Consider the following 12,359-nt stretch of genomic DNA (forward strand, 5'->3'; position numbering starts at 1 on the left):
TCAACTACTCCTGTCGCACGTGGGCGCGCTGGACGTCCACGCTGATGCGGGAGCCGGGTGGCTCGGTCGGTCGTCCGGCGCGCCAGGTCGGCGTGCGCCGCTGGGTGTGGCACGGTAGTGACGGACTGGTCCACTGCCAAGGTCTCCGGCGCTGGTCCTGGGCGTTCGTGCCGCAGCGGTCGTCGGCGTCGGGTCGAGGCGGATCCCGGTCGGCGTCCCCCCGTGGGCCACCGGCGCCGCCGGGCCGGCGCGCGCCCTACCCCCTGCTGACACCGTCCCGAGCGGGCCGAGCCGGACCGGCACCCGGACGTGCACCTCGACCACCGCGTCGGCCCCGACCCGGCAGCTGTCCATCGCGGCGCCGTTGGCGACGGCCACCGCTGTCGCGACCGCGCAGGCGGCCGGGTCGCCCAGCACGGCCCGGCCGGCCCCGGCGAGCGCCGCCAGGTCGGCGGCCGCTCCCGCCCGGTGGCGGCCGACGACGGCCGCCCCCACCAGCACCGTGGCCATCCCCACCGCCGCGAGCAGCCCGGCCAGGGCGACCACCCACACCGTCGCCGACCCCCGCTCCCCCGCGGCGACCGCCGGGTCGGCTCCCCGCCGGGTCACGGCTCCGCCTGCGCGGCGCCGGGCTCGCGCACCCCGGTGGCGGTCGCGCTCAGCGGCAGCCGCAGGGGGACCGGCCCCAGCGGCCGGGCCGTGGCCGTCACGGTGACGGTCACCGTCTCCCCGGCGAACGCGACCTCGATCCGGGCCCCTGCGGGCGCCGCCCTACCGGCCAGTGCGGTGACCACGGCCACCGGCTCCCCGCGCGCCGCCGCCCGGGCGCCCTCCCGCGCGGCGTCCACGCAGCGCAGCTGGCCGCCCACCACGACGACCGCCGCCACCGCGGCGGCCAGCACGACCAGCAGCACCGGCAGGACCACCGCGGTCTCCGCGGTCACCATCCCGGCCTCGCGGCCGCGGCGTACCGGCACCGTCAGGACAGCGTGGACAGGGCGGACTGCACCAGCTCGCCGAGCGCGGCGACCACCGACCCCCCGGTGACGACCTGGTACAGCACCGCGGCGAACGCACAGGCGGCGACCGTGCCCACGGCGTACTCGGCGGTGCTCATCCCGGCCTCGGCGGTGTCCTGGACCCGGGTCCAGCGCCGGGCGAGCTGCTCGCGCAACAGCCGCGGTCCGCGTGGAGCGGCCCGGCCGGCGTCCGGCTCCGGCGGCGGGTCCTGGGCGGTGCTGGTGGTCGTCATGGCTGCTCCTCCCGCGGGCCACGTGCGGACCCGTCACCGTCGAGGCTGCGGCCGGCGGGCGGCCGGGCCCAGCGCCGGAGCGCACCTGTGGACCGGTCACCGGACTGGGGACGGCCACCAGCGGGAGCGGCGGTGCTGTGCACGGGTGGCGTGCCGGGGAGGTGTGCTGTGGGCACGTCAGCCGAAGACGTCCGCGGCGATGCCCAGCACCATCGGCACGACCCCCAGGCAGAGGAACGCCGGCAGGAAGCAGAGTCCCAGCGGCGCCAGCACCCACACCCCGGCGCGACGCACCGACGCCTCGACCGCGCCCCGCTGGGCGGTGCGCAGGTCCGTGGCCAGCCGCTGCAGCGCCGGGACCACTCCTGACCCGGACTCCCCCGCCCGCACCAGCACCCGTGCCAGCGGCTCGACCGGTGGTGGCGCGCCCGACCACGCCTGCCGCGGCGCCGCGCCCAGCCGGTACAGGGCACCCACGTGCGCCAGCCGGCTGCCGAGCGGCCCGGGCACCGACGCGGCGACGGCCGCGACCGCCGCTCCGATCGGGGTGCCGGCGGCCAGGCAGACGGCCAGCAGGTCGCAGGCCACCGGCAGGTCGCGGCCGACGTCGACCTCGGGAGGGGCCCCGGACCGGCGCAGCAGCCGCTCGGCCAGGACCGCCACCCCGGCACCGGCCAGCACGGCGACCGGCCCGCCGCCGCCCAGCAGCGCGACGGCGGTCCCGGCCGCGCCGGCCCAGGCCCATCGGCGCAGGACACCGGGTGGGTGCTCCGGCTGCTCGTCGTCCTCCGGTGGCGCCGCGGCGACGAGGCCGCGGACCCGGGCGCGCCGGGTGGCACCCGGGGGGAGCCACAGCAGCACCGCGACGCCGAGCAGCAGGAGCGGAGCGGCCGGCCCGGCACCGCTCACCGGGTCACCGCCCTGCGGACCAGCCGCGCGGACCAGGTCACCCCGGCCAGTTCGAGGGCGACGCCGACGACGAGCAGCGCCGTCCCGGTGCCGGTCGTGGTCAGCACCCGCCACGGGTCCGCGCCCACCCCGCTGCCCATCAGCAGCCCGACGACCGGCAGCCCGGCCAGCACCGCCGCGCTCGCCCGCGGTCCGGCGACCGCCGCCCGCAGCTCGGTCTCCGCGCGGGCCCGGGCACGCAGGTCGTCCTCCACCGCGGTGGCCACCCCCGCCAGGGAGCAGCCGGTCCGGGCGCTCAGCCGGACCGCGGCGGCGACCCGGGCCAGGACCTGCTGCACGGCGTCGGGTCCCTCTCCCGGCGGCGGGACCCCTGATCGGAGCACCAACCCGAGAGCCGCGCCGGCGAGCGCGTCCGGGCACCCGGCCGCGGCGGCGCCGGCCGACTCCTCGACCGACCGGCCGGCCCGCAGCTCCGCGGCGAGCACCCCCAGCCCCTCGGCGACCGCCTGGACCCGCCGCCGCTCGGCGGCCGCACGGCGGGCGGTGCGCAGCGCCCGGGCGGTTCCCGCCGCGCACACCCCGGCCAGACCGGCGACGACGGGGGTGCTGACCAGGACGACCGCGACGGCGACCACGACGCCGCAGGCGGCCGCGGCGCGACGATGGTCCAGCAGCGCGGCGACGCCGGCGGAGACCTCCCCCGGGCCAGGCAGCGGCCGTGCGGGCCGGAGCCGGGCGGGCCGGCCGACCCGCCCGCCCGGCGGCCAGCACACCGCGGCTGCCGCCAGGCAGCACAGTACGCCGGTCATCCGGGGACCCGGCAGTCCAGCACCTGCGCCAGGTCGGCGCGGCCCGGAGAGCTCCCGCCGTCCGCCCGCCAGCCGGGGACCACCTCGACGAGCTCCCCCCGGCGCCGGACGACCGCGATCTCGGCCACCACCCGGCGGCCGGCGGGCCCACGGTGCAGGTGCACGACCAGGGACAGCGCCGCGGCCGCCTGGCTGTGCACCGCCGCCCGGTCCAGCCCGGCGGCGACGCCGAGGGCCTCCAGCCGGGCGGGCACCTCGGCGGCCCGGTTGACGTGCAGCGTCCCGCAGCCGCCGTCGTGGCCGGTGTTCAGCGCGGCCAGCAGGTCCACGACCTCGCCGCCGCGGACCTCCCCGACGACGAGCCGGTCCGGCCGCATCCGCAGCGCCTGGCGGACCAGGTCCCGCAGCGTCACCGCCCCGACCGCCTCCACGTTGGGCGGCCGGGTGAGCAGCCGCACGACGTGCGGGTGGTCGGGCCACAGCTCGGGGGCGTCCTCGCAGAGCAGCAGCCGCTCACCGGCCGGGACCACGCCGAGGAGGGCGGAGAGCACCGTGGTCTTGCCGCTGCCGGTGCCGCCGGTGACCAGGAACGCCGCACGGCGGTGCACCGCGGCGCGCAGCAGGTCCGCTGCCGCACCGGGCAGCGCACCGCAGGCGGCCAGGTCGGCGAAGGTCAGCCGGGCCCGGCGCAGCACCCGCAGCGACAGGCACGTGCCCCCGCCGGACACCGGGGGCAGCACGGCGTGCAGCCGGGTGCCGTCGGGCAGGGCGGCGTCCACCCACGGCGACGCGTCGTCCAGCCGGCGACCGGCCGCGGCGGCCAGGCGCACCGCCAGGCGCCGCACCGCCTCCTCGTCGGGGAACCGGACGTCGACCGGCTGGAGCCCGCGGCCGCGGTCGACCCACACCTCGTCCGGCCCGTTGACCAGCACGTCGGTGACACCCGGTGCCCGGAGCAGCGGTTCCAGCGGGCCGGCGCCGGAGAGCTCGTCGCTGGCCACCCGCGCCGCCTCCAGGACGGCCCGGTCCCCGAGTAGCCCGCCGGACTCCTCGCGGACCAGCGCGGCGACGACCGCGGGCGCCGCTGCGCCGGGTCCGGCGGCCAGCCGTGCCCGGACCCGCTCCACCAGCGGACCGGCCGTCCCGGCGGCGGTCACGGTCGCCCGCCGGGTCGCAGCTCGGTGAGCAGCAACCGGCTGAGCACGCCCAGCGGCGACCGGGCGGCGACCGACGGCGGCTCGCCGCGCTCGCCCCGGGGGACGGCGGACCGGTCGTGCGGGAGCTCGGCGAGGACCGGCCGTCCGACGACGTCGGCCACCTCGGCCCGGGACAGCCCGCCGGGCACCGGGCGGGTGACCACCCGCGCCGCCGCCCAGGGCCGCGGTGGACCGTCCGGACCACCCACCAGGGCCCGGGCGGCCGCGGCCGCACGCAGCCGGGCCGGGACTAGCAGCACCGCCAGGTCGGCCGTGTCGAGCACCGCCGCGGCCTCCCGGTCCCGCGTGGGCAGGTCGACGACCACACCGTGGCCGCTGTCCCGGCCGGCGGCCACGACGGCCGCCAGGGCATCGGGGGCGACCTCACCGGGTGCCTCCCGGGAGGCGGCCAGCACCGGGATCCCGTGGGCCTCGGGCAGCGCGGCGACCAGCGCCGGACCGGACACCCGGCCACGGACGCCGGCCAGCTCCGGCCAGCGCACCCCCGGCGACCGCTCGGCCCCCAGCAGCAGGTCCAGCCCGCCGCCCCACCCGTCGCCGTCCACGAGCAGCACCCCGCAGGAGGCGTCGGGCGCCGCGGCGAGGGCCAGGGCGGTGGCCACGGTGCTGGCGCCGGCGCCGCCGCAGCAGCTCCCCACCGCGGCCACCCAGCCGGGACGGCTCGGTCCGCGGACGGCCGACGCCACCCGCTCGACCAGCCAGGTCTCGTCCCGGGGCAGCACGACCACCCGCTCGGCACCCACCTCCACCGCCGCCGACCAGACCTCCGCCTCCGGGTCGCGGGTCAGCACCACGAGCACGCCCGGACGGCGGGGCAGCGCGCGCACGGGTGCGGTGGCGAGCGCGTCCGCGCCGAGCAGCACGACGGGGGCCTCGCGGTGCGCGCGGCGCAGCGCGCCGCCCCCGGAGGTGAGCTCCGGCGTGCTGCCGGCCGCGGCCAGCAGCCGCAGCAGGTCGTCGAGGAGGGTCTCGTCGGCGCTGACGACCAGCGGGCGGAGGACGGCGCCGGCCGGCGGACGCGGAGCGCGGGAGGTGGTGGGCACGGGGCCAGCGCAGTCCGGTCCGGGAGCGGGCGGAAGGGCGTCCCGGGATCTGTGGACGACCCGAACGGGTGTGGACGGCGGCGCGCCCACCTGCGGGGCGTCCTGCTGCGCTTAACCTCGTGGATCATGACGCGCGCCGCTGCGTTCTTCGACCTGGACAAGACCGTCATCGCCAAGTCCAGCACCCTGGCGTTCGGACGGCCGTTCTTCCAGGGCGGGCTGATCAACCGGCGCGCCGTGCTCAAGGGCGCCTATGCCCAGTTCGTGTTCTCCTTGGCCGGCGCCGACGCCGACCAGATGGAGCGGCTGCGCAGCCAGATCACCGCGATGACCACCGGCTGGGACGTCGCCGTCGTCCACGACATCGTCCGGGAGACGCTGCACGAGATCGTCGACCCGCTGGTGTACGCCGAGGCCGCGGACCTGATCGAGGAGCACCGGGCGGCCGGGCGGGAGATCGTGATCGTCTCGACCAGCGGGGCGGACATGGTCGAGCCGATCGGCGAGATGCTCGGGGTGGACCGGGTGGTGGCCACCCGCATGGTCACCCGGGACGGGAAGTACACCGGCGAGATCGACTTCTACGCCTACGGGGAGAACAAGGCCGTCGCGGTCCGGCAGGTCGCCGAGGAGATGGGGTACGACCTGGCCGACTGCTGGGCCTACAGCGACTCGGTCACCGACCTGCCGATGCTCGACGCGGTCGGCCACCCGACGGCCGTCAACCCCGACCGGCCGCTGCGCAGGGTGGCGGCCGAGCGGGGCTGGCCGGTCCTGGTCTTCTCCCGCCCGGTGGCCCTGCGCTCCCGGTTCTCCGGGCAGCGGACGCCGATGGTCACCGGTGCGGCGATGGGCGTCGGGGCGGCGGTCGCCTGCCTGACCTGGTACGCCCGCCGGCGGGCCCTGCGGCTCGCCGGTGCCCTGCCCGGGACGCCGCTGCCGCTGGCCGCCGCGGCGGTGCCGGCGGACCTGGGCGCCGGCCGCCGGCGTCGCCGGGGCGCCTGAGTCCCGCACCCACCCGCCGCGCGAGGGCCGGCGCACCGGCGTGCCCCCTGCCGGGAGCACGGCCGATCGGCGATCCTGCCGGACATGACCACGGTGCTGGCCTGGCTCGCCGTGGCCGCGGTCTGCGTCGCGGCCGCGCTGTTCGGGCAGACCGCGCGCACCTCGTCGGCCCGCCGCGGCTCCCCCGGCCGGCGGATCGGCATGGTGCTGTCGATGAGCGGGCCCTGGCTGGCGGTGCTGCTCGCCGTCGCGGGCGGGGCGCTGACCGGCGAGTGGCTGGTGGCTGCGGCCGTTGCGCTGGCCGGCGTCCTCGTGGTGACGCTGCTCGGGCTGCTGCTCGCCCCCCGCTGAGCGGGCGGTCAGACGCCCAGTCGAGCCCGCACCTGGTCGACGATCGTGCGGGCCGCGGACTGCGGCTGGAAGTCCCGCGCGGCCGCGGTGAGGTCGGCCTGCTCGCCGGCGGTCAGGTCCAGGTCGGCGGCGGCCACGTTGGACTCGAGCTGGGCCACGCTGGAGGCCCCCGGGATCACGACCACCCGGGGCAGCCCGAGCAGCCAGGCCAGCGCCGCCTGGGCGGGCGTGGCGTCGTGCGCGGCGGCGACCTCGCGGAGGAGGGCCAGCAGCGGCTCGATCCGGCGCAGGTTCTCCGTCCCGAACAGCGGGTTCAGCGCCCGCACGCCACCGGGCCGGTGCGCCGTGGAGTACCGGCCGCCGAGCAGCCCCTGGGCCAGCGGGCTGTAGGCCATCACCATCCGGTCCTCGCGCTCGGCGAAGGGGACCAGGTCGGCGAGCGGACCGGGCTGGGCGAGGGAGAAGTGCACCTGGTTGCTGACCACCGGCCGCCCGAGGGCCGAGTCGGCGGCCTGCCACCGCTGGAGGGAGTAGTTGGAGACGCCGACCGCGCCGATCCGACCCTCGCGCAGCAGCTCGCCCATCCCGGTCATGGTGACCGAGTCCGGGACGACGGGGTTGGGCTGGTGCACCTGGTAGAGCGGGATGCGGTCCAGCTGCAGCCGCCGGGCGCTGCCCTCGTGGCGGTTGCGGACGACGGCCGGGAACGGCGCGACCGGGAAGAGCTTGCTGGCCACGACGACCGAGCTCCGGTCGCCGCCCAGCGCCTCGCCGAGGATCTTCTCGCTGCGGCCGAACCCGTAGACCTCGGCGGTGTCGAAGAGGGTGACGCCCAGCTCCCGGGCACGGCGGACGATGTCCCGCGCGGGTCCGCTGGCGTAGTCGTCGCCGTAACCCCACTCCTTGGACCCGAACTGCCAGGTGCCCAACCCGACCCGGCTGACCGGGCCCAGACCGTCGACCTCGAGGAAGCGCATGACGACGACAGTGCCACCCCCTCGACCGACCCGCCGCACCGCCGCGACGCGGCCATCGCCGGCCGCGGTGCCGTCCGGGAGGACGACGGGGTGCACCCCTCAGCCGCGGAGCAGGCTCTCGCAGACGGCCAGGCCCTCCAGTGCGCCGTGCGCGGTGGCCCGGGCGCAGTGCACCAGCCAGCCGGCCACCCCGTCGGGGTCCCCGGAGCGGTACCCGTCGAGGGCCGCGGCGTAGGCCGGGGCACCGAGCTCGACGAAGCCCACCTCGGGGACCGAGACCGCCTTGGGGTCCAGGCCGCGGGTGATGCCGGTGAGCCGGCCGGCCGCGCGGGCGACGACGCCGTCGGCCGTGCCGAAGGGCGCCAGCGCCGCCAGCTCCCCGTGCACCACCGCCGCCAGCACGACGGCCGGCACGGCGGTCGTGGCGGTCACCACGGAGAACAGCCCGGCCAGCCGGGGCCCGGCCTCGCCGGAGGGGCGGCCGAGGTCGGCGCGGTCGGCGAGGTCGGCGGCGGCGAGCACGTGCAGCCGGGCGAGCACCTGCCCCGGCGCCCGGTCCCAGGTGTCCACCATCGAGCCCAGGCCGACCGACACCCGCAGCGCCCCCTGCACGACCGGGTCCTGGACGGCGCCGGCACGGACGTCGGCCAGCGGCCGGTCGACGCCCTCCAGCGCCGCCGAGGCGCGGGCGCCGCGCAGCGCCGACTCCGCGCTGACCCCGGCGGACTCGCGGCGGAGCACCCGGTGCCCGAGCAGCCGGTCGACCGCGGCGCGCGCCTCCTCGGCGGCGTCCCGGACGCCGGGCAGGTCCAGCAGCGGGGCGAGCGGGTCCGGGCCGGTGGGCCGGGGAGCCGGGCGGCCGGCGGTGCGGGCGGCACCGGGGCGCAGCGGGATGGTCACGGGGACGACGGTACGAGGCACCGGTCGACGCCCTCCAGGCACCCGACCGGCGCCGGAGGCGGTCACCGGCCGGTCGCGGCCTACGCTGCGACCACCATGTCCCGCCCGTTGACCGTGCTCCTCGTCCGCCACGGGCAGAGCGCGTGGAACGCCGCGGGCCTCCTGCAGGGTCAGACCGCGCATGTGCCGCTGACCGACCTCGGGCACGCGCAGGCCGCCGGGGCCGCGCGCGAGCTCGCGGCGCTGCGGCCGGGGGTGCTGATTTCCAGCGACCTGCGTCGTGCGGTGCAGACCGCCGAGCACTGCGCGGCGGCCACCGGCCTGCCGGTGCGGACCACGCCCGCGCTGCGCGAGCAGGGCTACGGGGTGCTCGAGGGCCGGCCCTCCCGGGAGCTGTGGGACGTCGTCGACTGGACCGACCCGCACTGGGCCGCGCCGGGCGGGGAGAGCCTGGCCGCGCTGCACTCCCGGGTGGGCACCTACCTCGGGCAGCTGTGCGCCGAGCCCCCGGCGGACGTCGTCGCGCTAGTCACGCACGGCGACACGATCCGCGCCGCGCAGGCGGTCGCCGCGGGGCTGGGGCCGGACGCGATGCCGGCGGTGACCCCGCACAACGGCACCGTGACGGCACTGGAGCTGGCCCGGTGCGGCTCCGGGATCAGCACGAGGTGAGCACGGCGTGAGCAGGGTGCTCGTGCTCGGCGGGTCCCGGTCGGGGAAGTCCGCGCACGCCGAGCAGCTGGTGGCCGGCACCGCGGACGTGCTCTACCTGGCCACGTCCCGGGGCGACCCGGCCGATCCCGAGTGGACCGCGCGGGTCGCGGCGCACCGGGCCCGCCGCCCGGCCGGCTGGACGACGCTGGAGACGACCGCCCCCTCGGACCTGCTGCGCCGGGGCACGGTGCTGGTGGACAGCGTGACCACCTGGGTGGCGGCGCTGATGGACGAGACCGGCGTGTGGGACGCGGCCGACCCGGACGCTCCGACCCGGCTGGCGCGCCGCTGCGACGCGCTGGTCGACAGCTGGGTGATGACGCCGGCGCACGTGGTGGCCGTCAGCGACGAGGTGGGCCTCGGCGTGGTCCCCGAGACCCGCGCCGGCCGGCTGTTCCGGGACACCCTCGGCACGGTCAACCAGCGGCTGGCCGCGACGGCGGACGAGGTGTGGTTCGTGGTGGCCGGCCTGCCGCAGCGGCTCCGGTGAGTCGGTCTCCGAGCGGGCATCACGGCCGCGCCTGGTGGGCGGGGCCCGCGGAGTCCTTCGCCCTGCTGACCGCGGTGCGCGTGCCGGCGGCCTCCTCGGCGCGCGGCGTGCTGCCCTGGGCACCCCTGGTCGGCCTGGTCCTGGGGGCCGTGGCCACGGCGGTCGCCTGGGCGGCCGGGCGCGCGGCGGGTCCGCTGGTGGGCGCGGTGCTCGGCATCGCCGTGCTCGCCACGCTGACCCGGGGCCTGCACCTGGACGGGCTGGCCGACACCGCCGACGGGCTGGGGCCGCTGCGCGGCCGGGAACGCGCGCTGCAGGTCATGCGGAGCGGGGACGTCGGCCCGTTCGGGGTCGTCACGCTCGTGCTGACGCTGCTTCTCCAGGTCGCCTGCCTCGCCCACCTGCTGGCCGTCGACGGTGGGTGGCTCGCGCTGTCCGCCGGGGTGGTCGCCGCCCGGGTGGCGATGGCGCGCACCGGCTTGGCCGGCGTCCCGGTCGCCGAGGGGTCCTCCCTCGGTCAGGCGGTCGCCGGCACCGTCTCCCGGACGACGCTGGCGGCCGGCGCACTGGCCGCCGTGGCCGGAACCGCGGCGGTCGCGCTGCTCGCCGGTCACGGCGAGGGCACCGGGGCGGCCCGGGCCCTGGCGCTGGCCGGAGCGATGGTCGCCGGCTGGCTGTCCGCCGAGCTGCTGCGCCGCCGGGCCGCCCGGCGCCTGGGCGGCGTGAACGGGGACGTGATGGGAGCGATGGGCGAGGTGACGGCCACCGCCACCCTGCTCGTGGCCGCCCTGTCGACCTGAACGGGCCGGAGCGCGGGCCGGCGGGCCCCGGGCGGTCGGCTCCCGAGCTCAGCGTGGAGCTGGAGTGACCACCCGGGGTGGACCTCAGCGGCGGCCGGTGAGGCTGCCGATCAGCCTGCCCAGCCCGCCCGACGCGGCGGGGGTGCCCGCCCGTCCCCGACCTGACGTCGCTCGGCCCGCGGCCCGTCCGGCGGCGCGGCCGGCGTTCATGCCGCCGCGACCCGTGCCCATGCCGCGGCCTCCGGTGGCCGGACGGCCGGCGGTGCGACCCGCGGTACGGCCGCCCCGGGCGGCGGTGTTCTGCGCAGTCCCCATCAGCTTGCTCAGGATGCTCATCTGCTCAGGGTTCCCCTGTCGCCTCCCGGTGATGCGCCCCCCGTTCCCGGCCGTCCCCAGGTCCGCGTGCCGTCGCGCTCAGCCACCGGCCACGGACTGGATGACCATGACCTCCGCGTCCGGGGGAACAGGCGTGTCCAGACCCTGCAGCCGCCGGACGTCCTCGCCGTCGACGTAGACGTTCACGTGCCGGCGCAGCGCGCCGGTCTCGTCCCGGACCCGCCGGTCGAACACCGGGTGGTCGGCGGCGACCCGGTCCAGGACCGCACCGGCGGTGCCGGCCGTCGCCTCGGCGAGCACCAGTTCGCGCAGCCCGCCGGTGCACTCGGCGAGCAGCCGCGGCAGCAGCACCCGGATCACCGCGCCACCACCGCGGCACGGACGCAGAGCACGTCGGGCAGGTGGTCGGCGACCTGGCGGAAGGTCTCCCCCTCGTCGGCGCTGGCGTAGACGTCCCCGCCCCGGGTGCCGACGTAGACCCCGACCGGGTCGGCGTCGTCCACCGCCGCCGCGTCGCGCAGCACCGCGTTGTAGTCACGGGACGGCAGCCCGTCGGCCAGCCGCCGCCAGGTCGACCCGGCGTCGTCGGTGCGGTGCACGGCCAGCTCACCGCCGGGCGGGATCCGCTCGCCGTCGGCGACCAGCGGCACCACCCAGGCCGTCCCGGCGCGGGCCGGGTGGGCCAGCATGACGAAGCCGAAGTCCGACGGCAGCCCGTCGGCGATCGACGTCCACGAGTCCCCGTCGTCGTCGGAGCGGTAGACGCCGTGGTGGTTCTGCGCGTACAGCCGGGTCGGGACGGCGGCGTCCCGAGCGATCTTGTGCACGCACTGGCCGAACTCCGGCGCCGGCCCGGGCAGGAAGTAGGCCGAGATGCCGGAGTTGCGCGGCTGCCAGGAGGCCCCGGCGTCCGTCGTCCGGTAGACCCCGCCGGTGCTCATCGCGACGTGCACCGTGCCACCGGGCCCCGGGACGACGCTGTGCGCCGCCGACCCGCCGGCGCCGGCGCCCCAGTCGGGCCGGTGCGGGTGGTCCCACAGCCCCCGGCAGAGCTCGAAGTGCTCTCCGCCGTCCTCGGACCGCCACACCGAGATCGGCTCGCAGCCGGCCCAGACGACCCCGGGCCGGTCGGTGGAGTCCGGCCGAAGCTGCCAGATCCGCTCGACCGCGGCCCCGGTGTCGGCCGGGAAGCGGATGGCGCCGCCGTCCGGCTCGGTCCAGGTCCGCCCCAGGTCGTCGGAGTGGACCACCGTCGGCCCGAAGTGCTCCGAGCGGACGCCGATCATCAGCCGGGTGCGTCCGCCGCGGGTGTCGATGCCGATGCTCGGCACCTCGGTCATCAGGAAGTGCGGCGGTGAGAGGGTCCAGGTGCGCCGGTCCTCGCTCGTCGCGAGCCAGAGCCCCTTGCGGGTGCCGATCGCCAGCAGCGTGGTGTCCATGCACCAGTAGACCGCCGGGGACCGACGAACTCATCGATGAAGGACCCCGTCCCCCTCGTCCCTCGCAGGCTCGGGACGAGCCTCTGGACGGGGCCGGCTCATCCCTCGCAGGCTCGG

General features: G+C 78.4%; 17 protein-coding genes. 5 read left to right on the top strand and 12 right to left on the bottom strand.

Annotation, left to right across the window (positions count from 1 at the left end):
* The 7 genes from ACWIX6_RS21195 to ssd all read right to left on the bottom strand — a co-directional run bounded on the left by ACWIX6_RS21195 (position 1) and on the right by ssd (position 5,230).
* Complete coding sequence (locus ACWIX6_RS21195) at positions 1-609, bottom strand: Rv3654c family TadE-like protein (protein WP_448614418.1); 609 nt, start codon at positions 607-609, stop codon at positions 1-3.
* Positions 606-977: a TadE family type IV pilus minor pilin gene (locus tag ACWIX6_RS21200; RefSeq protein ID WP_448614419.1), complete on the bottom strand. Its 372-nt coding sequence runs from the start codon at positions 975-977 to the stop codon at positions 606-608. The genes ACWIX6_RS21195 and ACWIX6_RS21200 overlap by 4 nt, the downstream gene beginning before the upstream one ends.
* Before the next feature lie 2 nt (positions 978-979).
* A complete protein-coding gene (locus tag ACWIX6_RS21205; RefSeq protein WP_448614420.1) occupies positions 980-1,252 on the bottom strand; it encodes a DUF4244 domain-containing protein in 273 nt (90 codons plus the stop codon).
* A gap of 177 nt (positions 1,253-1,429) precedes the next feature.
* The gene (locus tag ACWIX6_RS21210; protein ID WP_448614421.1) at positions 1,430-2,161 is read right to left on the bottom strand and encodes a type II secretion system F family protein; all 732 of its coding nucleotides are present in this window, start codon (positions 2,159-2,161) and stop codon (positions 1,430-1,432) included.
* Positions 2,158-2,970 (bottom strand): type II secretion system F family protein, encoded by an 813-nt coding sequence (locus tag ACWIX6_RS21215; protein WP_448614422.1) that lies wholly within the window; start codon positions 2,968-2,970, stop codon positions 2,158-2,160. Before ACWIX6_RS21215 ends, ACWIX6_RS21210 begins: the two co-directional genes overlap by 4 nt.
* Positions 2,967-4,127, bottom strand: a complete 1,161-nt coding sequence (locus ACWIX6_RS21220) for a TadA family conjugal transfer-associated ATPase (protein ID WP_448614423.1) — start codon at positions 4,125-4,127, stop codon at positions 2,967-2,969. The genes ACWIX6_RS21215 and ACWIX6_RS21220 overlap by 4 nt, the downstream gene beginning before the upstream one ends.
* The gene (gene ssd / locus ACWIX6_RS21225; RefSeq protein WP_448614424.1) at positions 4,124-5,230 is read right to left on the bottom strand and encodes a septum site-determining protein Ssd; all 1,107 of its coding nucleotides are present in this window, start codon (positions 5,228-5,230) and stop codon (positions 4,124-4,126) included. The genes ACWIX6_RS21220 and ssd overlap by 4 nt, the downstream gene beginning before the upstream one ends.
* A gap of 126 nt (positions 5,231-5,356) precedes the next feature.
* Here ssd and ACWIX6_RS21230 point away from each other — a divergent pair, with 126 nt between their 5' ends.
* The gene (locus ACWIX6_RS21230) at positions 5,357-6,235 is read left to right on the top strand and encodes an HAD family hydrolase (protein WP_448614425.1); all 879 of its coding nucleotides are present in this window, start codon (positions 5,357-5,359) and stop codon (positions 6,233-6,235) included.
* An 84-nt stretch (positions 6,236-6,319) separates the two neighbouring features.
* On the top strand, positions 6,320-6,586 hold the full coding sequence (locus tag ACWIX6_RS21235) for a hypothetical protein (protein ID WP_448614426.1): 267 nt from the start codon (positions 6,320-6,322) through the stop codon (positions 6,584-6,586).
* A gap of 8 nt (positions 6,587-6,594) precedes the next feature.
* Here the strand turns inward: ACWIX6_RS21235 and ACWIX6_RS21240 are convergent, their stop codons facing one another.
* Together ACWIX6_RS21240 and ACWIX6_RS21245 are read right to left on the bottom strand one after the other, a co-directional pair.
* Entirely contained in the window at positions 6,595-7,563 is a 969-nt protein-coding gene (locus tag ACWIX6_RS21240) for an aldo/keto reductase (protein ID WP_448614427.1), read from the bottom strand.
* 99 nt (positions 7,564-7,662) lie between these two features.
* Complete coding sequence (locus ACWIX6_RS21245) at positions 7,663-8,463, bottom strand: oxidoreductase (RefSeq protein ID WP_448614428.1); 801 nt, start codon at positions 8,461-8,463, stop codon at positions 7,663-7,665.
* 96 nt (positions 8,464-8,559) lie between these two features.
* Here ACWIX6_RS21245 and ACWIX6_RS21250 point away from each other — a divergent pair, with 96 nt between their 5' ends.
* Genes ACWIX6_RS21250 through ACWIX6_RS21260 form a run of 3 tightly spaced genes read left to right on the top strand, consistent with a single transcriptional unit; the run spans position 8,560 to position 10,467 of the window.
* Positions 8,560-9,135, top strand: a complete 576-nt coding sequence (locus ACWIX6_RS21250; protein WP_448614429.1) for a histidine phosphatase family protein — start codon at positions 8,560-8,562, stop codon at positions 9,133-9,135.
* A 7-nt stretch (positions 9,136-9,142) separates the two neighbouring features.
* Positions 9,143-9,667 carry a bifunctional adenosylcobinamide kinase/adenosylcobinamide-phosphate guanylyltransferase gene (gene cobU / locus ACWIX6_RS21255; RefSeq protein ID WP_448614430.1) on the top strand — a complete coding sequence of 175 codons (525 nt, stop codon included), beginning with the start codon at positions 9,143-9,145 and terminating at the stop codon, positions 9,665-9,667.
* Positions 9,664-10,467, top strand: a complete 804-nt coding sequence (locus ACWIX6_RS21260; protein WP_448614431.1) for an adenosylcobinamide-GDP ribazoletransferase — start codon at positions 9,664-9,666, stop codon at positions 10,465-10,467. The genes cobU and ACWIX6_RS21260 overlap by 4 nt, the downstream gene beginning before the upstream one ends.
* 84 nt (positions 10,468-10,551) lie before the next feature.
* Here ACWIX6_RS21260 and ACWIX6_RS21265 read toward each other — a convergent pair whose 3' ends face one another.
* From ACWIX6_RS21265 to ACWIX6_RS21275, 3 genes are all read right to left on the bottom strand, one after another.
* A complete protein-coding gene (locus tag ACWIX6_RS21265) occupies positions 10,552-10,803 on the bottom strand; it encodes a hypothetical protein (protein WP_448614432.1) in 252 nt (83 codons plus the stop codon).
* A 78-nt stretch (positions 10,804-10,881) separates the two neighbouring features.
* The gene (locus ACWIX6_RS21270; RefSeq protein WP_448614433.1) at positions 10,882-11,163 is read right to left on the bottom strand and encodes a MoaD/ThiS family protein; all 282 of its coding nucleotides are present in this window, start codon (positions 11,161-11,163) and stop codon (positions 10,882-10,884) included.
* Positions 11,160-12,242, bottom strand: coding sequence for a WD40/YVTN/BNR-like repeat-containing protein (locus ACWIX6_RS21275; RefSeq protein ID WP_448614434.1), 1,083 nt, complete (start codon positions 12,240-12,242; stop codon positions 11,160-11,162). The genes ACWIX6_RS21270 and ACWIX6_RS21275 overlap by 4 nt, the downstream gene beginning before the upstream one ends.
* Between the last annotated feature and the right edge of the window lie 117 nt (positions 12,243-12,359).

It is taken from the genome of Modestobacter sp. URMC 112 (assembly GCF_053502575.1).